The sequence below is a fragment of the Pseudonocardia sp. HH130629-09 genome (genome assembly GCF_001294645.1).
GTDB lineage: Bacteria > Actinomycetota > Actinomycetes > Mycobacteriales > Pseudonocardiaceae > Pseudonocardia.
The window spans coordinates 2988325-3009680 of the sequence record NZ_CP011868.1 but is presented as its reverse complement, the minus strand read 5'-3'; the positions used below and the strand labels follow the sequence as shown (position 1 = coordinate 3009680).

Genomic DNA, 21356 nt, shown 5'->3' with positions numbered 1-21356 from the left:
CACGGTACGGGTGGGAGTGAGCCGGACGGTGGCGCTGGCACAGGCGCACACCGCGGTCGAGCAGGCCCGCCGGGCGGTGCCGGGGGCCCCGGTGTCCGCAGCTACGACCAGCAGATGCGGCGCGACGTCGTGTCGCTGCTGGACGACGATCTCCTGGCGGCGTGGGCGTACGAGCTGCTGCGCCCACTGCTCACTGAGCCGGGTGTGGACGATCTCCTCACGACGCTGGAGGCATTCCTCCGGCATCACGGGGTGCTCCTGGCGGCCTCGCGGGACCTCGGCGTGCATCGGCAGACCGTCCGGACGCGGATCGCACGCGTGCAGCACCTGCTCGGCCTGGATCTGGCGGATCCGGTCCAGCGAGCGAACGTCGTCATCGCCGTGAGCCGGCACCGGCGCGGCCGGGGGGCGGCGTCCGGCGGGACCGGCCTCCCGTCGCCCGGTGCGACCCACGGTGATCGACCCGACCCCGCCCAGTTTGGCTCCATTCTTGTTAACAATCGCGATGGCCTCCGTCGAGACGCACGTCGCGGCGACGTCGCTCGGCGATCCGGAGGGCACTGAACGATCATCGACCGCCACGGCCACTACACGACCGCACCGGCAGCGCACACGGTGTGGCGCGCGGATCAGCTCCAGGCATTCGCCGAGGGCCAGCGGCGGGCGGTGGATCGCGCCCCCGCTGACCGGCGGTGCGCGGCATCGACCCGCGGACCGGGCACCATTTCGACGACACGGGGCGCTACGTCGACGCCGCGGCGCTGAGCGACGGGCAGCGGGCGGCGGTGTACTCGCAGAACGCACTGCGGGTGTACCCGCGGCGGGCGGCCCGGGTGTCGTGACCCGGGGCGGGGCCGACGCGCCGGGATCGGACGGGGCGGGTGGCGTCTCAGGCCCCCGGCCCCCGAGCGGTCCCGGCCGTGGGCAACGCCTCGACGACGCTGCCGAGATGGAACCGCATGGCGTGCTCGGCCGCGTCCGGATCCCCTGCCCGCAGTGCCTCGATGATCGCCAGGTGCTGCGGCAGCGACACCGACGGCCGCCCCGGCTGCATGACCAGCCGGAACTGGTGACGCACGTTCTGTCCGCGCAGCCGTTCGAGGATGGTTCCGGCGGTGCGCTGGCCGGCGGTGTCGCGGATGAAGGCGTGCAGCTCGCTGTTCAGTGCGGAGCAGCCCAGCAGGTCACCGGTGGCGACGGCCTCCTGCATGCTGGCGCCGAACTACTCGGAGAGGTCCGCCTCGATGAGCCGCTGGTCGGGAACGACTTCACCGGCGGCGATGGCGTCACGCAGGGCGTCGACGACGGTCTCGGCCGTGCCCTCGGTCGTACGGGGGCGTGCTGAGCTCATCGTCGACATCCTCCACGCCGGGATCGGAACCCTCTCCGGGGCACGATAGTCGTGACCGTCGAGTGGACCGGCGGCCACGCTCAGGCCCGCGGGACGGCGATGCCGTCGAACAGCGTGCGCGCGGTGCGGACGACCGTCGAGCGTTCGACCCGGGGCGGGCTGCTCGCGTCGAGATCGACCTGGACCTCGAAGGTGCCGGTCGGGTGCTCGACGGCGAGCGGCCCGCCGGCCCCGCGTACCAGCACGTCGTGAGCGACGCTGCCCTCGATCAGCCCGGCGGTGACGACGCTGACCGCGCCGAGCACGCCGATGGCCGGGTGCGGGCGGACCGGGGTGAAGGTCCGGGTGCCGATCGCTTGACGAAGTTGAACCGCACCCCGCGTACCCCTGCCTCGTGCAGCACACCCAGCTCGGTGTCGGTCACGTCCGACCGCACGGTCGCAACCCGCGGGCCCGGACCGCCCGCCGAGCGCACGGCGTCGACCATCGCGCTGTTGCCCGCGCCGTGACAGGTCGCCTGGACCACGACCCGCCGGGCGATCCCGAGGCGCTCGTGCAGGGCCTCGAGGTCCTCACGGCCGGCGTCGCAGGGGGTACTTGCGTTCCGGTGCGAACGGGAACTCCGCGGCGGGTCCGAAGACGTGGCAGTGGGCGTCCACCGTTCCGGCCGGCAGCGCGGGCTCGGGGACCGCCGGGGCGGGGTGGGGCGCCAGCCAGCCGGGGGCGATCTCGGGCTTCCCCTGCCGGGCGGTGGTCGGGCGGTCGGTGGGGGGTGGACATCGTCGCCTCCTTCTGCGGACGCGGCGTCGCGTCCGGGCGGCCGGATGGCGGGACGGCAACCACGCGGAGCTGCAGGCGACGAGATGCGCGACGAAATGTTGACAATCGTCGCGGAAGTGGCATCCGGAGGTGCGGGCGTGCGCCGGGTGTGCGGAGGGCACGCTGTGGGGCGGCGTGACGAGCGGCATCAAGGATGTCCGCATCGGTTGTTATGCAATCGGCGAGTGGCTCGACCGCTGAAGACCTCGCAATGGCGCTCACCGCAGACACCGAGGCCAGCCCGGACAGGAGCCTGACCCGGTTCTCCGGACACGGGTGGTGTGCTGATCATGCCGCGGTAGCGGCGGTGGTGTGAAGTCGTTCGTGGTCGGCTGGGGTGAGGTGGCCGATGCTGGTGTGGCGTCGGCGGGGGTTGTACCAGGCCTCGATCCACTCGAAGATCGCCGATCCGAGCTGTTCAGGGGTGTCCCAGTCACGGGTGTCGAGCAACTCGCGCTGCATGGTCGACCAGAACGACTCGACCAGGGTGTTGTCCACGCTGGAGGCGACTCTGCCCATCGATCCGAGCAGCCCGGCCTCACGCAGCCGGTGCCCGAAGATCCACGACGTGTGCTGGGATCCGCGGTCGGCGTGGACGATCGCGCCGGGTGCGGGCCGGCGCCGCCAGGTCGCCATCTGCAATGCGTCGACGACCAGCTCGGTGCGCATGTGCTCGGCGATCGACCAGCCCACGATCATGCGGGAGTAGGCGTCGATGACCGCGCAGCAGTAGACCTTCCCGGTGGCGATGGGGTGCTCGGTGATGTCGGTGGCCCACAGCCGGTCCGGGGCGTCAGCCACGAACCGGCGTTGCACCAGGTCGTCGTGTGGGGCGGGTGCAGGGCGCCGGCCGGAGGGTTTGCGCCGGTGGGAGATCCCCGCGATCCCCGCTGTGCGCATCAGCCGGGCGACCCGTTTGCGTCCGCAGCGGATCTCACGGGCCATCCGCAGCTCGCTGTGCACCCGTGGTGCGCCGTAGCTGCGCCGGGACATGGTGTGGATCTCGACGATCGTGACGTTCAGCGCGGCGTCTGCGACCGATCGCGCTGATGGTGAGCGGGTCGTCCAGTCGTAGTAGCCCGAGCGGGACACGCCCAGAACCCTGCAGGTCACCGCGACGGCGAACCCGTCAGCGGCCAGTTCACGGACCAGCGGGAAGATCATTTTGGGAGGATGTTCTCCCGCGCGAAGTATGCCGACTTGGACTCAACCGGTCAGCGCAACACCCGGGTAGTTGATCATGATAGGGGTGTGGGATGGCGCGACTGGGACGACCTGGGATGAGTGGCGTCGGGATGAGTGGCGTCCACCAAGGTGGTGTGCGACCGGCCCGGTGACGAGCTGGTCGAGCTGTAGGGCGGCCACCGCGTGATCTTCTGAACGCCTCTCACAGCCCACAGAAGATGGATCACGCGATGACCGCACCCTCCAGTATCGACCCCACCGAGTTCCTGCACGAGCAGCTGTCCCAGGCGAGCCCGGATCTGCTGTGCCACATGTTGACCACGTTCATCAACACCCTGATGTCCGCCGACGCCGACTCGGTGTGCGGCGCGGCCTGGGGCGAGCGTTCCGAGGCTCGCACGAACACCCGCAACGGCTACCGCCACCGCGACTTCGACACCCGCGCCGGCACGATCGACGTGGCGATCCCCAAGCTGCGCAACGGCTCCTACTTCCCCGACTGGTTGCTGGAGCGTCGTCGCCGGGCGGAGCGGGCCCTGACCACGGTGGTCGCGACCTGCTACCTGCTCGGGGTCTCGACGCGGCGGATGGAGAAACTCGTCGACTCCCTGGGCATCACGAGGTTGTCGAAGTCGCAGGTCTCAGAGATGGCCCGGGACCTCGACGGCCAAGTCGAGCAGTTCCGGACGCGTCCGCTCGACCAGGGCCCCTACACCTTCGTCGCCGCCGACGCGCTCGTGCTCAAAGTCCGCGAGGGCGGCCGGGTCGTGGCAGTCCACGCCCTGCTCGCCACCGGGGTCAACGGCGACGGACACCGGGAGATCCTCGGCCTGCAGGTCAGCTCCGCCGAGGACGGCGCCGGCTGGCTGGGGTTCTTCCGCGACCTCACCGCCCGCGGTCTGACCGGCGTCGCGCTGGTCACCAGCGACGCCCACGCCGGCTTGGTGTCCGCGATCGGGGCGACCCTGCCCGGCGCCGCCTGGCAGAGGTGCAGGACGCACTACGCGGCGAACCTGATGGCTGCGACCCCGAAGCAGTCCTGGCCGTGGGTGCGGGCGTTGCTGCACTCGGTCTATGACCAGCCCGACGCCGCATCGGTGCACGCCCAGTTCGACCGGGTCCTCGACGCCTTGGCCGACAAGCTCCCGAAGGTCGCCGAGCACCTCGACGCCGCCCGAGCCGACGTCCTGGCCTTCACCGGCTTCCCGAAAGAACTGTGGCGCCAGATCTGGTCGAACAACCCCTCCGAGCGCCTGAACCGTGAGATCCGGCGCCGCACCGACGTCGTCGGGATCTTCCCCGACCGCGACTCCCTGATCCGCCTCGTCGGCGCGGTCCTGGCCGAGCAACACGACGAATGGGCCGAAGGACGCCGCTACCTCGGCCTCGACGTCCTCGCCCGCTCCCGCGTCACCACGATCCCCGACACCGCCACCAGCGCTGAGGAGGCGACCTCGACCACCACCATCCCGGCGCTCAGCGCCTGACCGAACAAGAAGATCACGCGGTCGTCGTCACACACCACGCCAGCGGACTTGACCCTGGGATGTCCGATGCCGACCGCGCGGATCTGTGGGTCCGGTGGGGGCGTGGGGAGTCGATCAGTGACATCGCTCGGGCGATCGGACGCCCGCCGGGGTCGGTGTTCACGGTGCTCAAGTCCACCGGTGGCTACGTGCCGCCATCACGTCGTCGCCGACCGGGGACGCTGACCGCGGCCGAGCGGGAGGAGATCTCTCGTGGTCTGGCCCAGTATCGTTCGATCCGGGCCATCGCGGCTGGGCTCGGTCGTCCGGCCTCGACGGTGAGCCGGGAGGTCGCCCGCAACAAGGGTCGGCGTGCCTACCGTGCTGTGGACGCCGAGGACCGCGCCTGGCGCCGGGCCCAGCGCCCCAAGACGTGTCTGCTCGCCCGTCGTCCGCTGCTGTGTGGGTTCGTCGCTGCCAGACTGGGTGAGGACTGGTCGCCCGAGCAGATCGCCGGGCACCTGGCCAAGCACTACGCTCCGGGATCGGGGATGCGGGTGTCACACGAGACGATCTACAAGTCGCTGTTCGTGCAGACCCGCGGTGTGCTGGCCAAAGACCTGCAGAAACACCTGCGGTCGGGCCGTCCGATCCGGCGTAACGTGCACAACACCACCGGTGGGCAGTGGCGCTCGCAGATCCCCGGCGCGGTCTCCATCCACGACCGGCCCGCCGAGGTGACTGATCGGGCGGTGCCCGGGCACTGGGAAGGTGATCTGCTGCTCGGGCGTGGCACCACCCAGATCGCGACCGTGGTCGAGCGCGCGACCCGGTTCACCGTGCTGGTCGCGCTCGGAGGGCGCGACATGCACACCGTCGCCCACCAACTGTCCCGGCAGATGGCCCGACTGCCCGAACACGTCCGCAAGTCGCTGACCTGGGACCGCGGGATGGAACTGGCCCGCCACACCATCGTCACCGCCCGGACCGGGTTGGACGTCTACTTCGCCGACCCGGCCAGCCCCTGGCAGCGTGGCACGAACGAGAACACCAACCGGCTACTACGCCAGTACTTCCCGAAGGGCACCCGGCTCGACCACATCACCCAGGCCCAACTCGACCGCGTCGCGGAACGCCTCAACACCCGACCGCGCAAAACGCTTGATTTCGACACCCCGGCTGATAGATTCGGAGCACTGTTGCGCTGACCGGTTGAGTCCAAGGATGCCCGCTTGAGGATCTCGACCTCGGCTTCCAGCACACGGTTGCGGCGGCGCAGCTCGGCCGACTCGACTTTCTCGCCGCTGGTCAGGCCTTCGGCGCGGCCGGTGTCGACGTCGTCGACGGCCATCCAACGCCGCAGGCACGACTCGCTGATCCCCAGGTCTTTCGGGCCTGTGCAAGGAACGGTGGTTCCGGCCCGACACGCCGGGCTCGGGTCCGGTGGGATGGGCACTGTGAGTGATGACATCGGACCTTGTGGGTTCAGCCAAGGATGAGACGGGTTCAGGGCGTCAGCTCTCGCCCGAGCAGGCCGCCGCGGCGGCGATGGTGGCCGACGCGCGAGCACGCGGCCTGGAGCTGACCGGCCCGGATGGGCTGTTGAAGCTGTTCACCAAGAACGTTCTGGAGACTGCGCTCGGGGAGGAGATGACCGAGCACCTCGGGCATGCAAAGAACCGGGCCGACCCGGACCGGGAATCGACGAACAACCGGAACGGTCACCGGTCGAAGACGGTCATCTCCGATGCTGTCGGCGAGGTCGAGATCGAGGTCCCGAGAGACCGCGACCCGACGTTCGAACCCCAGATCGTTCGGAAACGACAGCGGCGCCTCGGCGATGTCGATGAGATCGTGTTGTCGCTGTACGCGAAGGGTGTGACGACCGGGGAGATCTCGGCGCATGTCTCGGAGATCTACGGGGCGTCGGTGTCGAAGGAGACCGTCTCACGGATCACCGACTCGGTGATCACCGAGATGCAGGACTGGGTGTCGCGGCCACTCGATGCGGTATACGTCGCGGTCTTCGTGGACGCCATCATGGTCAAGGTTCGCGACGGGCAGGTCGCCAACCGGCCCGTCTACGCGGCGATCGGGGTCACCGTCGACGGCCGCAAGGACGTGCTGGGCCTGTGGGCCGGCTCCGGTGGTGAGGGCGCGAAGTTCTGGCTGGGGGTGCTGACCGACCTGCGTAACCGCGGCATGCGGGACGTGTTCTTCCTGGTCTGCGACGGGTTGAAAGGCCTGCCCGAGGTGGTGGAGAACGTGTGGCCACAGACCATCGTGCAGACATGCATCGTGCACTTGATCAGGAACTCGTTCCGGTTGACGTCGCGGCGTGACACCGATGCGATCAAGCGAGGGATTCGGGCGATCTACACGGCCCCCACCGCCGACGCCGCTCTCGCTGCTCTCGATGACCTCGACGAAAAATGGGGTCGCACTTATCCGGCGATGATCCGGTTGTGGCGCAACGCCTGGACCGAGTTCGTTCCGTTCCTCGACTACGATGCCGAGATCCGTGCCGTGTTGTGTTCGACGAACGCGATCGAATCACTCAACGCCCGCTACCGCCGAGCGGTACGGGCGCGAGGGCATTTCCCCAGCGAGGCGGCCGCGTTGAAATGCCTGTACCTTGTGACCCGCAGCCTCGACCCGACCGGGCGAGGCCGCGCACGGTGGACGATCCGATGGAAGCCGGTGATCAACGCCTTCGCGATCACGTTCGGTGACCGCTGGCCGTCCGCCGAGCACTACTGACCAACAACGCCGGAACCACCGTTCCTGTTACAGACCCGGTCTTTCGGGATCTGGGCGATCGGCTGTTCACCGGCACGGGCGAGCTCGACTGCGCGGCGGCGGGACTCCGGAGGGCGTGGTGCAGGCATTCGACGGGCTCCCTTCCCGAGCGATCATCGCTCAGACCCGAATCCGCGAGTAGGTCATGAGCTGATCTTGGTCGGCCAAAGTTGATGTTGCTTGGGTCGGGAGTTGGGTGGTGGGCAAGCGGGCGGCCCGAGTGTCGCCTCGGGTGGCGGGTTCCTGTGCTGGTCGGGGCCGGTGCGGCCGGGTCAGGACGGAGCGGGCAGGGCGCGGACGCGGGCGAGGACCTCGGCGAGTAGGTGCTCGCCGGGTGGTAGGCGCAGGGTGAGGCCGCGGGCGTGGCGCACGAGGCGGGCGGGGATGGTGATCAGCCGCCGGCGCAGGGTGGCGATCATGGCCTGGCCGCCGCGGACGCCGTGCCCGACCAGGCGCCCGTCGCGGGTGCGGGCGGTGAGGTGGTGCAGCCACCCGCTGGTGGTGGCGGCCAGGAGTGCGCCCCACATCCAGGCTCGGTTCACCGCGAGGTGTCCGGAGGGGAGGTGGCGCAGCGCGGCGCCGTGCTTGGTGTCGCGGAACAGGTTCTCCACCTTCGTGCGGTGGCGGTACCAGTACTCGGCCTGCGCGGCTGCGGCAGGTGTGGAGACGTCGAGGTTGGTCACGATGAACGAGTAGGCGAACACCCCGTCGACCTTGGCCACCGTAGCGAGGTCGTCGAGCGGGAGCGCCCGCTGGGCGGGGTGCAGGGTGCGTCGGCGCCGCGCTCGCGGGTCACCGGAGACCTGGCCGTGGTCCAGGTCGAGCCGGACCCGACGGATCAGCAGCTGGGTCGCTGCGGGCCACCAGTTCGGGCAATAGTCGGCCACCGCGACCTGCGCGCCGGTCATGTCGATCGCGTCGGTCCACCCGTCGGCCGCGACGCCGTCGAGGATGCGCCACAGCGGCGCGATGCGTCGGGCGCCGATGGCGAACTCCACGCCGACGAACAGGGCTGCGCGGGCGAGCTGCCCGGCGAAGTAGCCCGCGTCCGCACGCACGCGGACTCGCCCCGCCCGCGCCTGCGCGGGGAGCGCGGCCAGCGCCCGGTAGAACAGCTCGGCGCTGGTGGCGCGGGGGTCATCCCGGCCCGAACCGAGGTCAGCGGCCAGCACCACCGCGGTGTCGGCCCAGGTCGCGACGTGCGGGCGGGCGACCCGCTGGCCTTGGTGGTTGAACGCCACGCCCTGCTTGAGCCGGCCGTAAACCTCGACATCGGTGGTGTCCAGATCGATCGTCACGTCCGCCGTCAGCTGCTCGGCCCGGTCCGGGTCGACCTGGGCGAGCAGGTCCAGCGCGGTGGTGTGCACGTCACCGAGCCCGGTCTCCACCGCCGCCCACTGCCCCTCGATGAACTTGCGCGCGAGCCCGGCGGCGGTCGTGGACGCCAACCCCGGCACCGGCGTGAGTGCCTGCCCGGCGGTGTCGGCGCGGTGCCGGTCCAGCCCGACCAGGAAGTCCTCCCCGCACAGCTGCGCCGCCGACATGCCGACCAGCATCTGCCCGGCGCTGCACCCGCGGTCGCGGTCCTTGATGGGCCCGACCGCGGCGTCGAGCTTGTCGATGATCCCGAGCCGGTCGATCAGTTCGGTCACCGCGGCCAGCCCGGAGAACCTGGTCAGCGCCGCGTCCGGCGCGCCGAGACGCACCCGCGCACACCGCGGGCGTCGCTTGCGTACTGTTCGCACCTGATAGGTGTCCTCTCAACCCGCAATGTCGTGTCGTCGCAAACACGATCATCGCAGGTCAGCGGGCACCTATCGCCATCTCCCCAGTCCGGACACCAGCGCTACTCGCGGATTCGGGTCAGAACAGGTGTCCGAGGAAGCGGGTCAGGCTCCCCTGTTCTTTTCGGGTGAGGGGTTCGCGCAGTCGATCGTGGTCAGGCTGTGGGAGCGCGGACGGCTCGTACGCTACGTACGGGTGGGGCAGGTCCGGGCCTGAGAGCGTGTTCGGGAAGAGCAATGGGCCGGTGCGAAGGTGCGTCGTTGTTGCTGAGTGGTGGGGCACGACAGTGCTGCCAGCGGTCCTGGCCGTCCGCACCGGCGCGGTGCTCCGATCCGTCGGCCGGGGTCACGGCGCGGTGTGCACGAGGTGTTTGGTCTCCTGGAACTCCTCCAGGCCGCGCAGCCCGTTGAGGCGGCCCACGCCGGACTGCTTGTAGCCGCCCTCCTCGAACTGGTCGTGGACGACCGCCCAGGTGTTGGTCCAGACCGTCCCCACCCGGAGGCTGCGTCCGACCCGCAGCGGCCGGTCCACGTCCGGGGTCCAGATCCCGGCCGCCAGGCCGAAGTCGGTGGCGTTGGCGCGCTCGACCGCGTCGAGCTCGTCGTCGAACACCTCGAAGGTCGCGACCGGACCGAACACCTCGCGTTGGACGATCGGTGCCGGGGCCGACGCGGACCGCGCGCAACGCGTCGACGAGCCTCTCACGCAGCTCGTCGGCGATGCCGCGCTGGGCGAGGACCCGGCTACCGGCCATGCAGAACTGCCCGGCGAACGTGGTGACCGCCCTGGCCAGCACCGGCACGGCGGCGTCGAGGTCGGCGTCGTCGAACACGATCATGGGTGTCTTGCCGCCCAGCTCCAGGGACAGGCCCTTCAGCGTGGGGGCGGCGGCTGCCATGATCTGCCGCCCGACCGCGGTCGACCCCGTGTAGCTCACGACGTCGACATCGGGGGAGGAGACCAGCAGGCGTGCACCGTCGGACCCGCTCTCGGTGAAGACAGTGACGACTCCGGTGGGCAGGCTCGGCGCCGAGGTGATGATCTCGGCGAGCAGCTCGTTGACCAGGCCGGTCTGCGCCGGCATCTTCATCGCGACGGTGCATCCGGCGGCCAGAGCGGGCGCGAACGAGCGCGTGGACAGGATCACGGGCGAGTTCCAGGGCACGATGATCCCGGCGACGCCCGCCGGCTCCTTGAGGCTCATCGAGTACATCCCCGGGCGGATCTCGGCCGCCCGGCCGTGGTCGCTCAACGCCAGCGCGGCGTAGTAGCGCAGCTTGGCCGCGGAGGGGCCGACCTCGAGCGCGGCCTCACCCAGCGTCTTGCCGTTCTCGCGGGACAGCAGGTCGATGACCTGGTCGCTGCGGGCGTCGAGCCGATCGGCGATCTCCGAGAGCGCAGCGGCACGCCGATGCCGGTCCCGCGCCCACGGCGTGGCGGCGAACGCGCGCCGCGCGGCAGCGATCGCGGTCCGGGCCCGTCCTGCGCCACCGTCGACGAACGTGCCCAGGAGCTCCCCGGTGGCCGGGTCACGGGACTCCAGCCGGGGCGCCCCGTCGTACCCGGCACCAGGTGCTGCCGCGGGCTTCGACATCTGCTGGCCTCGTCTCGTCGGTGTCGAGGCCACGGTAGGAACATCCGTCGGGGCAGGCATCGGCCGTGCTATCCGTCGCCACCGAGGGGGGTCACGTCCGTCCGTCGTCTCGGGCCGGTGAGACCGGCAGCCGCGAGCTCCCGACGGGAGCGGACCCCGAGCTTGGCGAACACGTGCGACAGATGGTGCCCGACGGTGCGGTCGCTGATCCGTAGCCGGGCCCCGATCTCGCGGTTGGTCAGGTCCTCCGCGGCGAGCTGGCCCACTCGGAGTTCCTGCGCGGTCAGCGTCGCCAGCCCGGTGCCGGCGACGCTGCCACGGCGTGCGGGCGTCGTCGTGAGGCGCTGCTCGCGCCGGGCTCGCTCCAGCATCGGGTGGGCTCTCAGCGCATGGAACGTCTGCGCCGCGGCGTCGAGCTGCTGTGCGGCGTCGCGGCGCCGCCGCTGTCGCCGCAACCACTCGCCGTAGAGCAGGTGGGCCCGTGCGTGTTCGTACGGGCGCCGGGACGCGCCGGGCACGTCCAGCGCCGCGCGGTAGGACCGTTCGGCGACGGGCTCGTCCAGCAGCGCGCGCGTCAGGTGCGTGGTGGCTCTCGCCCACGGTGCGCCGCTCCGCCGTGTCCAGGCGTCGAGCGCCTCGACGCGCCGCTCGCCGATGTCCGGTCGTCGTGCCTGCACGGCGGCCTCGACGGTGTCCAGGCAGGCCAGCAGCGCGACGATCGGATGCGCTGCCTCGTGTCCGGGTTCGTCCAGGCGGGCGAGCAGGTCGAGCGCGGCATCGGCGTGACCACCTGCCAGCGCGACCATGCCACGGCTCCACTGGGCCGAGGCGTTGACCGCGCGATCGCGGCGCGGCCCGGCGAGCTGCAGGATGTGCGCGGCCAGACGATCGACCCCGGGGCGGTCGCCGCGGGCGGCGGCGAGCCAGCCGAGACAGCCACGGCACTCCGCGGCGATGTGCTCGGCGCCGATCCGCTCGGCCGAGGCGAGCCCCTCGGTCGCGGCGTCCTCCGCTGCACCCCACCGGCCTGCGGCGAGATCGAGTCGCGCGCTCCGCGCCAGTGCCGCGGCGAGCGAGGTGTGGTCGGCGTTCCTGCGGTGCCTCCCGAGCAGGGTGTGCGTGGCGTCGGCGAGCGGTTCGTCGACGCCCCACACCAGTCCGAGCGCCGACGGCGGCAGGAGCTGGGACTCCACCCCGGAGATCTGCGCCATGACGTCGCCGAGGTCGGCCGACGGCACCGGCTCGACGGGGTTCGTCGTCGGTGCCCACCACCTCCGGACGTGGGGGAGGACATCGGGTAGCCCGGGTGTCGTCAGTCGCGCGAGACCGGCGAGGGTCTCGCGGACGAGGTCGTCACGGCCCGCGGACCACCCGGCGTGCAGGGCGGCGGCGCCGAGCTCGACGCCGGTGCGTGGATCGTCGAGTTCGGCGATGTCGCGGGTGAGCGATCGGTGTGCTCGTTCCAGGGATCCCTCGGCGAGTTCGAGTACCCCGCGCAGGCCGCGGCTGGCGCGGGTGGCCTGGGCCTCGTCGGTCAGACTGCGGGCATCGGCCAGCAACCGGCGCGCCGTCGTCGCGTCCCCGCCGTGCCAGGCGGCGACGGCCGCACCGGCGAGCCTGCGGGTCGCGGCGGCCGGGTCGGGGGAGAGCTCGGCGGCGCGCCGCAGGATCGGGACGGCTCCGGAGCCCGAGGGCGCCGTCCGTTCGAGCTGCCCGGCGATCTCCTCGTCGACGTCCGGCGCGGTCGCGGCCCGGTGCCAGAGATGGCCGCGGCTTTCCGGCGGGAACGCGGCGGCCAGGGTGCCGTGGGCGTTCCGGCGCTCGGACGGGGAGGCGCCGGCATAGACGGCGGCCCGGACGACCGGGTGCCGTAGCGCGGGCTGGTCGGGCGTCCCGGCGAGCAGCCCCGACCGGTTCGCCTCATCCCAGACCGGCTGGTCGGCGCCGGGGGACTGGGCCGCCCGGACGAGTGCGAGCTGGTCACCGTCGGTACGAGCGGCCGCCAGCAGCACGACCAGCTCGCGGGCCGGGACCCGCATGGTCTGCAGGCGCTCGGCAAAGGACTTCCGCAGCCGGGGCCCGACGGGCACGGCGCCGGTGAGGTCGTCGACCGGTGTCGGCAGCTCGTGCAGCGCCAGCGGGTTGCCGCCACCCGCGTCGACCGCGCGGGTGACCGCGGCCTCGTCGATGCCGGGGTGGGCGCCGGCGACCAGCCGGGCGGCGTCCTGGTCGGGGAGGGCGCCGACCGCGAGCGTATCGAGCCCCTCCCACGGACCTCCGGCCGGTGCGTCGTGGTCGGCGATCAGGATGGCGACCGGGTCGGTTCGCACCCGTCGGGCGACGAATCCGAGCACGAACGCGGTCTCCGCGTCGAGCCGGTGCGCGTCGTCGACGACGACCACGACCGGACGGTCGAGGGCCGGCGACGACAGCAGGGACAGGACCGCGACGGCGGTGAGCAGGCGTCCCGGTCCGGAAGGCTCCCCTGCGAGCACGCCGCGGAGCGCGGTCGCCGAGGACACCGGGAGTGCCCCGATGAGGTGCTCGACCGGCCGGAGCAGCGTGTACAGCCCGGCGAAGGGGACCGCGGACTCGCACCGTGCGGGCCGGACCACCCACGGCGTGATGTCGGAGGACGCCGCGGTGACGTGGTCGAGCAGCGCGGTCTTGCCGATCCCCGGCTCGCCCCAGAGCACCAGGGCTCCCCCGGCGCCGCGGCGGGCCCGGTCGAGCACCTCGGCCACGACGCCGACCTCCGCCTGCCGTCCGGCGAACGTGGCCGGGAGACCGGGCGCCGTCATCGCCTGCCGGGGAGGAGGTGGGCGGTCGGCCGCGCCGGGGCGTTCCCTCATGACGACCGGCTGGGGTCGAGCCGGGTGATCCCCGCCCGGCCGACAGCGGATCCTCGCTGCTTCTCGTGCAGCCAGACCGCCAGCACCATGGCGATGTTGACCGCGGCGAGGATGAGCAACGGCGGGCCGCCGGTCTCGGTGGAACGGTCGACGGCCGACGTACCGCCCCCGGACATGACGTTGTTGCCGATACCGGCGAGCACGTTGTTGACGACGTGGAAGGCGATCGGCGCCTCCACACCTCCGCTGATCACGGCCATCAGACCGGTGCACAGGCCGATCAACGTGATGTAGCCGGCCAGCCAGGGATCGGCCGAACCGTGCAGGGCTGCGAACGCCAGCGTGGACACCGCAAGGCCGACGACCAGCGCGGGCCGGGCGGCGCGTGCCCAGCTCGCCGCGGCGGGAAGCAGGACACTGCGGTACATCAGCTCCTCCCCGACCGCCTGGATCGGGGTGGTGAGCAGGGTGACGGCCAGCAGGGCGAGGGTGGTGTCGGTGATCGCGAAACCGGTCCATCCGGTGGCCTCGGGCCCGACGACGGCCACGGTCACCAGGCCGGCGGTGACCAGCACGGCGGCGACGGCCGAGTAGCGGCCGAGCCGCTGTCCGTCGAACCTCCGCAGCGGGCTCAGGAGCAGCCGCCAGGGGACCCGGGTCATCCACGCGAGCAGCAGCAGCGCCACGACGCCCGTCGCCCCGATCGACAGGTTGGCGGCCAGGGACTTCAGCGGGGTGAACTCGGCGGAGAACGGGTCGTCGGAGCCCTCGACCGCCCCGACGACCGACCACGCCAGTACCTGGGAGCCGAGCAGGACCACCGGCAGGACCGCGATCAGCAGGAGCGGTTTCCACCAGCTCATCCGGAGGTGCGCGCCGAACGGACGTCGTCCGTCGAGCGCGGTGCTGAGGCGCTGCGTCGGCGCAGAGGACGACTCGGGCGGAGCAGCGGGACGGCGACGACCGGGGACTGGCCTGTTCATGAGAACCTTCCTGGGTGCTTCGGTCGATGGGACGACCTATGGGCACCAGCACACAGCGTGCCCCTGGGGCAGGGTCAAGGAACGGATCGCCGGTTCGGTCGCCTCGCCCCGATCGTGTCCGCGGGTCCTCCGGTCGTCGGTCCTCACGGGATCAGCAGCAGCTTTCCCCCGGGTGTGCCCGGCCTCCAGCGTCCGGTGTGCCTCGGCCGCCCGGTGCAGCGGGAAGGTGCGGGCGATCCGGGTGCGCCATTCGCCAGCGGCGATGTGCTCCAGCGCTTCCCGCACGGGGCGGTGGTCCCGGTTGCCGGGGTGCCCCGCGCTGAAGGTGACGCCCTGGGCGGCCGCGGCGGGGTCCGCGAGGGTGACGACGCGTTCGGTTCCGCCGCGCAGGTCGACCAGCGTCGCCACGAGTCCCTTGCCCGCGGTGTCGAGGGCCGCGTCGATCGGGCCGGGCGCGACCGCACGCACGCGGTCTGCGAGGTGGTCGCCGTGTTCGACGGCGATCGCCCCGAGGCTCTGCACGTGCTTCAGGCTGGACCGTCCCGAGATCCCGATGACGGTAAGTCCCTGTAGGCGGGCGAACTGCACGGCGGCGCCGCCGAGGGCCCCGCTCGCCCCGGAGACCACGATCGTCTCTCCCGGGCGCGGCCGCAGGAGTGCGAGTCCTCGCGCGGCGTTGTCCGCGGCGATGACCGTCGCGGCCGCGTCCTCGAAGGTCACCCCGTCGGGGATGGTCGTGTAGTTGCTGCTGAGGGTGAACTCGGCATAGGAGCCTCGCGCGAAGCCGTCCGGCCAGCCCGCGATGCGCGTACCGACCTCGATCCCGGTGACGTCGTCGCCGAGCGCCGCGACGGTGCCGGCGAACTCGAACCCGATGATCGCCGGGGCCGGTAGGTCGAAGGCACCGGACCGTGCGAGCAGTTCGGCGGGGTTCACCCCCGCCGCGCGGACCTCGACCAGCACCTGGCCGCGTCCGGGTACGGGGGTGTCCACCCGGGACTCGTGGAGCACGTCCGGCGTGCCGAACGAGGTGATGACCGCTGCTCTCATGACTGCTGTGCTCCCTGGTAGTGCTGCGATGCCCGGGCACGAACGTGCCGAAGCGCAGCGGGTGGCCGTGGTCGGTCAGCGTCGGCCGTGACGGGACCCGTCACGGGCGGCGTCGAGGACCCGCGCGGCGAGATCCACGGCCTCGTCGCCCACCGGGTCCTTCTCCATGAAGTCGACGAAGACGTCCGCGACGTCGGTCTCGGCGGTCACCCGGCGCAGCACCCCGCCGATGTGGGCGGGGTCGTCGTCGGCCGCCACGTTGTAGCGCAGCGCAGCGCCGATGGCGTCGGCCGGGCGGCCCGCGGCCACCGCGGCATCCCGCAGCCGCTGCCACGGCCGGTTGACCACCGCATCGAGCTGATCGACCGTGTCCGGCAGCAGGACCGGCAGGAAGCCGTCGGCACGCTCGGCCGCCCGCTGCATCGGACGCCGTCCCCACCCGCCCAGGTAGATCGGGATGCCGTGCGGTTTGACCTGCACGTACGACGGCATGATGGTCCCGGTGCGCCCCGCGTGTTCCACCGGGTCGTCGTGCCACCAGGCGGCCAGGACGTCGAGGCACTCGTCCAGCCGTGCCCCACGCTCCTCCCAGGGGACACCCACCGCGGCGTACTCGTCGGGACTCCACCCGACGCCCAGCCCGAGCACGAGCCGCCCGCCGCTGACCTGGTCGAGGGTCAACGCCTGCCGGGCCAGCAGGGGCGGCGGGTACCACGGTGCGTTGATGGTGCTGGTGCCCAGCAGGACGCGCGTGGTGACCGCGGCCGCCACGCCCAGGAGGGTCAGCGGGTCGTGGCTCGCGCGCATGATGGCCGGTATGTGGTCGAGGTTGCCGAGGTTGACCGTGGGACTCACGGGGGCGAGCAGCCGGTCACCGACCCACAGGCTCTCCGCCCCGTGCTCCTCGGCGCTCGCCGCGAACCTCATGACCTGGTCGATCTGCGCTGCCCCTCGTCCGAACTGGGGAAGAACGAATCCGATCCGCACTGCGCCGCTCCTCGGCTGTCGTAGTGGCGAGGACCGAGTCGTCGACGCCTCGGTCCTCGCGTCGCGCACAGCCCCGTTTCCTTCCTAGCGGCGTCGCGTCCCGAGCGGATCGGGGAGCGTATCCGTTGTCCTCCGGACCGACGGTCGGCCACGTGGGTGGCCGGCCGCTCAGCGGTCGATGGTCACCATGTCCGGTTCGATGTGGCGCTCACCGACGGCGGGGCGCAGTGCGTCCAGCCGCGCGGTCTGCACCGCGGAGAGCCGGACGTCGACGGCGGCAGCGTTCTCCGTGACGCGCTCGATGCGGGTGGTGCCCGGGATGGGGGCGATGTCGTCGCCCCGGCCCAGCAGCCAGGCCAGCGCGACCTGGGCGGGCGTGGCGCCGAGCTCGTCGGCGATGTCGCGCACCTCGTCTGCGATGTGCAGGTTGCGGACGAGGTTCCCGCCCGCGAAGCGAGGGTTGCTCCTGCGCCAGTCGCCGGCGTCGAGACCGTCGAGCGAGCGGACGGTCCCGGTCAGGAAGCCGTGCCCGAGCGGGGCGTAGGGGACCAGTCCGATCCCGAGCGCCCGCAGGGTGGGCAGGACATCGGTCTCGACGTCGCGGGTCCACAGCGAGTACTCGGTCTGGACCGCCGCCAGCGGGTGTACGGCGTGCGCCCGGCGGATCGTCGCCGCGCTCGCCTCCGAGAGCCCGATGTGGCGCACCGTGCCCGCCTCGACCAGCTCGGCCAGTGCGCCGACGGTGTCCTCGATGGGGACTCGGGGGTCGACCCGGTGCTGGTAGTAGAGGTCGATGTGGTCGGTACCCAGCCGCCGCAACGACCCCTCGACGGCGGCGGCGACTCCGGCCGGGCTGCCGTCCGGAACGGGGCGTCCGGTGTGCGGCACCAGGCCGAACTTGGTCGCCAGCACGACCTCGTCCCGGCGGCCGCGCACGGCCCGCCCCAGCAGCTCCTCGTTGACGAACGGCCCGTAGGCCTCGGCCGTGTCCAGGTGGGTGACCCCGAGGTCGAGCGCGTGGTGGACGGTGCGGACCGCTGCCGCGTCGTCGCGGCCCGCCCCCGTGTAGAACGCCGACATCCCCATCACCCCGAGGCCGATGAGGGAGACCTCGAGTCCTCCCAGCAGTGCGCGTGGCATGCGCGGATCCTTCCGACGAGTGAACTTGATGCTTCAACATGTACTCGCCTGGACTTGAAGCGTCAACAAGAATCTAGAATGGGGACATGGCTGACCGGGAGGGACGGGACGGCGACCCGAGATGGCTGGCTCCCGACGAGATGCAGGCCTGGCTGGCCAACTCGGCGATCATGATCAGCTTGCCTGCGGCGTTGGACGCCCGGATGCGACGTGAGTCCGACCTGACGTTCTTCGAGTACATGGTGCTCTCGGTGCTGTCCGAGCAGCCCGAGCGCACCTTGCAGATGAGCGAGCTGGCCACACGGACCGCGGCGTCGCTGTCGCGGCTGTCCCATGTCGTCGGGCGGCTGGAGAAGCGGGGCCTGCTCACCCGGGCCCGACTCCCCGGGGCCGGGCGGCGCACCACCGCCGCGCTGACCGACGCGGGGCACCGGGCGGTGGTGGCGGCCGCGCCGGGGCACGTCGCCGCGGTCCGTGAGTACCTGCTCGACCGTATCGACTCCCACGACCTGGCGGCGTTGTCCCGGATCGGGTCGGCGGTGGAGGCGGCCGTGCGTGACGACAGCTCCCTCCGCGCGCGGTGAGATCGTCGGCCGTCCGCCGAGGGAGGCGGTCGGCACCGTGAGGTCGAGCCGGTGTGAGATGTGGCGAGCCCGATCAGCCCTCGTCCGGGACCCGTCCGCCGAGGTGGCGGGCCAGGAATCGCTCCAGGGTGCGGTAGAGCTCGATGTTGCTGTCGGGGTTGACGAACCAGTGGCCCTCGCGCTCGTTGAGCAGGTACTCGACCTCGGCGCCGCGGGCGCGCAACGCCTCGGCGATGCGGTCGGAGTTGCTGCGGTGCACCCGGACGTCGTTGGCGCCGTGGATCAGCAGAACCGGCGCGGTGATGTCGTCGACCCGGCTGATGGGGGAGCGGGCTAGCATGTCGGCGGCCTGGGCCGGGTCGCCGGGGTCTCCGATGTAGCGGCCGTAGCTGTTCACGACGGCCTTGCGTGCGACCGGCACGACCCGCTGGGTGAGATCGACGAGATCGGACATGCCGGTGTAGCTGATCGCGGCGGCGAAGCGGCCCGGGGTGAACGCTGCCCCGACGAGGGCGGCGTAGCCGCCGTAGGAGCTGCCGAAGATCGCGACCCGGTCGCGGTCGGTGTACCCCTGCGCGATCGCCCAGTCCAGGGCGTCGATGACGTCGTCGTGCATGCGGCCGGCGAACTCGCCGATCGCGGCCTGGGTGAAGGCCTTGCCGTAGCCGGTGGAGCCGCGGAAGTTCACCTGCAGCACGGCGTAGCCGCGGTTGGCCAGCAGCTGGACCTCGGGGTCGTAACCCCAGCTGTCCCGGTACCAGGGGCCGCCGTGCAACAGGACCACGGTCGGCAGGTCACGGGGCTCGACCCCGACCGGCAGGGTCAGATGACAGGGGAGGTCCAGGCCGTCGCGGGACCGGACGGTGACCGGGATGACCGGGGCCAGGCGGTCGGGGTCGAGATGTGCGTGTGGGCGGAACAACCTCCGCGCGGTGCCGGTGTCGTGGTCGTAGGACCAGGTGACGCGGTGGTCGCGGTCGTGGGTGAAGTCCACCACCCAGCGCCGGGCGGTGTCGTCGCAGGACGCGTGGGCGAGATCGCCGTCCGACAGCTCGGCCAGCCGGGGGAGTACCTCGGCGAAGTGCGGGTCGAGGGCGTGGATCACCTGGCGTTCACCGAGGTAACGGGCGCCGAGGAGCGCCCCGGTCACCGGGTGCACGATCAGCGGCGGCGCGAACCGGGGGTCGACGGCGGGGCGCTGGGCGTCGAGGTCGAACACCGGATGGCTGTCCACCCCGATCTCCTCCCCGGTGTCGAGGTCGAGCCGCACCAGCCGGGTGCGGTCGGAGCCGCGGGGCGAGCCGATCCACAGCCCCGAGCCGTCCGGGGTCGGCACGCACGGCAGGAGGCCGAAGGGGTGGTCGAGGCCGGAGAACCGGCCGATCGCCCGGATCCCGTCCTCGGCGTGTTCCGAGAGCAGCTGGGTGCCGTCCTCGGCGATGCCGATGCCGAGAACGCGCCCGCTCGGTGTGCGCAGCCAGGCGATGGTGTCGCCGGTGCTCTCGGCGACCGGGGTCGACAGGCCGGTCACCAGGTCGATCTCGATCAGGTCGATCAGGTCCGGGCGGCGGGGATTGAGCTGGACGAAGACCGAGGTGGGCCGGTCGGCGCAGAACTGGCTGCCCAGCACGCGCGCACCGGGGGCGGGGGTGAGGTCCACCGCGGGCTCGTCCGGCCGGGCAGGGTCGACGCGCATCAGGTGGTGGTTCTCGTCGCCGTCGGCGTCCTGGAGATGGAGCAGATAGCGCGAGTCGGGGCTCCAGAAGAACGTGTCGATGCTGCGGTGGTCGTCGGAGGTGAGCCGGCGGGTGGCCAGGTCGTCCGGGGAGTCGGCGTCGGGCCAGTCGCTGTCCAGGTCGCGGACGAACACGTTGAGGCGGTCCCGCCACGGGCCGAGATAGGCGACGGTCGTGCCGTCGGGTGAGATCCGGGCGTCGATGCGGGTGGGCGGGGCGAAGAACGCCTCGACGGTGATCGGGTCGGGTGGTGCGATAGCGGTCATGGCGATCTCCGGTGTCGTGATACGGACGTCCTGGATTCGAATCTGTGCCGCCGCGTCCGAGTCAAGAGGCCCGAGGGCCGCACGACGCCTGGAGGCAACCGGCCGCCTTCCTCGCCACGTCGCGCGGGCCGCTGTGGCGCCGCACCGCGACGGCAGTCGGGGTGTGAACCCCGCGTCAGACGGTGCGGGTCACCACCCAGCGGTGTGGGGAGATCGGCCGGGTGCGGGTGAATCCGTGCTTCTCGAACACGGCCATCGGTCCGGTGTGCAGATACGAGCCCGACACCGTGCGGTCGTCCGTCTCCTCCGGGTACCCCTCCACGATCCCGCCGCCGAGGCGGTCGATCTCGGCCAGCGCACCGCCGAGCGCGGTGTCGGCGACTCCGCCCTTGCGCAGCCCCTTCCCGGTGAAGAAGCAGGTGATGCGCCAGTCGGGCAGTCGCGTCAGCTCCTTGTCGTACCGCCGCCGGCTCTTGATCTCGGGCAACTCGGCCGGGCTGCCGAACTGGCACCAGCCCCGACACGCGTCGCCGTCGAGGACCAGCACGTTGTGAGTGGTGCCCGAACGCACGAGCTCGCGCTTCTCGTCCCGATTCTGCTGGGGACCACGACCCTTTCCGAGCTTGACGTGGAAGCCCATGCACCAGCAGCCGCCCCAGACACCGTTGTTCGCCTCGACCAGCGCGGCGAACGAGGGCCAGGTGTCCTCGTCGAGCATCGCGACCGTGACAGCGTTCGCCATGGCGGCCACCTTGCCAG

The 21356-nt window shown here is 71.7% G+C and carries 20 protein-coding genes and 1 pseudogene; 6 read left to right on the top strand and 15 right to left on the bottom strand.

Going from position 1 to position 21356, the window contains the following annotated elements; all coding sequences use genetic code 11:
* Positions 1–114 precede the first annotated feature (114 nt).
* Both XF36_RS35595 and XF36_RS30435 read left to right on the top strand, forming a co-directional pair.
* A complete protein-coding gene (locus XF36_RS35595; RefSeq protein WP_082375400.1) occupies positions 115–564 on the top strand; it encodes a helix-turn-helix domain-containing protein in 450 nt (149 codons plus the stop codon).
* Positions 565–692: 128 nt separating this feature from the next.
* On the top strand, positions 693–842 hold the full coding sequence (locus tag XF36_RS30435) for a hypothetical protein (protein ID WP_202968528.1): 150 nt from the start codon (positions 693–695) through the stop codon (positions 840–842).
* Between the two features lie 47 nt (positions 843–889).
* Here XF36_RS30435 and XF36_RS13780 read toward each other — a convergent pair whose 3' ends face one another.
* From XF36_RS13780 to XF36_RS13765, 5 genes are all read right to left on the bottom strand, one after another.
* Positions 890–1210, bottom strand: coding sequence for an FCD domain-containing protein (locus XF36_RS13780; protein WP_060712298.1), 321 nt, complete (start codon positions 1208–1210; stop codon positions 890–892).
* Positions 1211–1222: 12 nt separating this feature from the next.
* The gene (locus XF36_RS34840) at positions 1223–1351 is read right to left on the bottom strand and encodes a hypothetical protein (RefSeq protein ID WP_255357103.1); all 129 of its coding nucleotides are present in this window, start codon (positions 1349–1351) and stop codon (positions 1223–1225) included.
* An 80-nt stretch (positions 1352–1431) separates the two neighbouring features.
* Entirely contained in the window at positions 1432–1656 is a 225-nt protein-coding gene (locus XF36_RS13770; RefSeq protein ID WP_060712296.1) for a PrpF domain-containing protein, read from the bottom strand.
* The gene (locus XF36_RS35590; RefSeq protein WP_414706244.1) at positions 1620–2177 is read right to left on the bottom strand and encodes an amidohydrolase family protein; all 558 of its coding nucleotides are present in this window, start codon (positions 2175–2177) and stop codon (positions 1620–1622) included. Before XF36_RS35590 ends, XF36_RS13770 begins: the two co-directional genes overlap by 37 nt.
* Before the next feature lie 281 nt (positions 2178–2458).
* Positions 2459–3334 (bottom strand): IS3 family transposase, encoded by an 876-nt coding sequence (locus tag XF36_RS13765; RefSeq protein ID WP_082375397.1) that lies wholly within the window; start codon positions 3332–3334, stop codon positions 2459–2461.
* Positions 3335–3585: 251 nt separating this feature from the next.
* On the opposite strand from XF36_RS13765, the gene XF36_RS13760 reads away from it, so the two are divergent.
* The 3 genes from XF36_RS13760 to XF36_RS13750 all read left to right on the top strand — a co-directional run bounded on the left by XF36_RS13760 (position 3586) and on the right by XF36_RS13750 (position 7581).
* The gene (locus XF36_RS13760; protein WP_060711586.1) at positions 3586–4842 is read left to right on the top strand and encodes an IS256 family transposase; all 1257 of its coding nucleotides are present in this window, start codon (positions 3586–3588) and stop codon (positions 4840–4842) included.
* Between the two features lie 59 nt (positions 4843–4901).
* Positions 4902–6029, top strand: a complete 1128-nt coding sequence (locus XF36_RS13755) for an IS30 family transposase (protein ID WP_060712295.1) — start codon at positions 4902–4904, stop codon at positions 6027–6029.
* Between the two features lie 340 nt (positions 6030–6369).
* On the top strand, positions 6370–7581 hold the full coding sequence (locus XF36_RS13750; RefSeq protein ID WP_238589329.1) for an IS256 family transposase: 1212 nt from the start codon (positions 6370–6372) through the stop codon (positions 7579–7581).
* Positions 7582–7892: 311 nt separating this feature from the next.
* On the opposite strand, the gene XF36_RS13745 is transcribed toward XF36_RS13750, so the two are convergent.
* The 8 genes and pseudogenes from XF36_RS13745 to XF36_RS13705 all read right to left on the bottom strand — a co-directional run bounded on the left by XF36_RS13745 (position 7893) and on the right by XF36_RS13705 (position 18011).
* Positions 7893–9326, bottom strand: coding sequence for an IS1380 family transposase (locus XF36_RS13745; protein WP_060710862.1), 1434 nt, complete (start codon positions 9324–9326; stop codon positions 7893–7895).
* A 424-nt stretch (positions 9327–9750) separates the two neighbouring features.
* On the bottom strand, positions 9751–10044 hold the full coding sequence (locus tag XF36_RS34115; RefSeq protein WP_060712294.1) for an aldehyde dehydrogenase family protein: 294 nt from the start codon (positions 10042–10044) through the stop codon (positions 9751–9753).
* Positions 10045–10125: 81 nt separating this feature from the next.
* Positions 10126–10999: pseudogene (locus XF36_RS30425) on the bottom strand (aldehyde dehydrogenase family protein); the annotation flags it as partial.
* A gap of 68 nt (positions 11000–11067) precedes the next feature.
* Positions 11068–13800 carry a helix-turn-helix transcriptional regulator gene (locus XF36_RS13725; RefSeq protein ID WP_060712291.1) on the bottom strand — a complete coding sequence of 911 codons (2733 nt, stop codon included), beginning with the start codon at positions 13798–13800 and terminating at the stop codon, positions 11068–11070.
* 47 nt (positions 13801–13847) lie between these two features.
* Positions 13848–14714, bottom strand: a complete 867-nt coding sequence (locus XF36_RS13720) for a CPBP family intramembrane glutamic endopeptidase (protein WP_064485426.1) — start codon at positions 14712–14714, stop codon at positions 13848–13850.
* A gap of 156 nt (positions 14715–14870) precedes the next feature.
* Positions 14871–15884: an NADP-dependent oxidoreductase gene (locus XF36_RS13715; RefSeq protein ID WP_064485425.1), complete on the bottom strand. Its 1014-nt coding sequence runs from the start codon at positions 15882–15884 to the stop codon at positions 14871–14873.
* Positions 15885–15959: 75 nt separating this feature from the next.
* On the bottom strand, positions 15960–16811 hold the full coding sequence (locus XF36_RS13710; RefSeq protein ID WP_202968527.1) for a TIGR03619 family F420-dependent LLM class oxidoreductase: 852 nt from the start codon (positions 16809–16811) through the stop codon (positions 15960–15962).
* Positions 16812–17039: 228 nt separating this feature from the next.
* On the bottom strand, positions 17040–18011 hold the full coding sequence (locus tag XF36_RS13705) for an aldo/keto reductase (protein ID WP_060712289.1): 972 nt from the start codon (positions 18009–18011) through the stop codon (positions 17040–17042).
* Positions 18012–18097: 86 nt separating this feature from the next.
* Between XF36_RS13705 and XF36_RS13700 the strand changes: the two genes are divergently transcribed.
* Positions 18098–18595 carry a MarR family winged helix-turn-helix transcriptional regulator gene (locus tag XF36_RS13700; protein WP_060712288.1) on the top strand — a complete coding sequence of 166 codons (498 nt, stop codon included), beginning with the start codon at positions 18098–18100 and terminating at the stop codon, positions 18593–18595.
* 73 nt (positions 18596–18668) lie between these two features.
* On the opposite strand, the gene XF36_RS13695 is transcribed toward XF36_RS13700, so the two are convergent.
* Positions 18669–20597: a S9 family peptidase gene (locus tag XF36_RS13695; RefSeq protein ID WP_060712287.1), complete on the bottom strand. Its 1929-nt coding sequence runs from the start codon at positions 20595–20597 to the stop codon at positions 18669–18671.
* Between the two features lie 175 nt (positions 20598–20772).
* Positions 20773–21339: a hypothetical protein gene (locus XF36_RS13690; RefSeq protein WP_060712286.1), complete on the bottom strand. Its 567-nt coding sequence runs from the start codon at positions 21337–21339 to the stop codon at positions 20773–20775.
* Between the last annotated feature and the right edge of the window lie 17 nt (positions 21340–21356).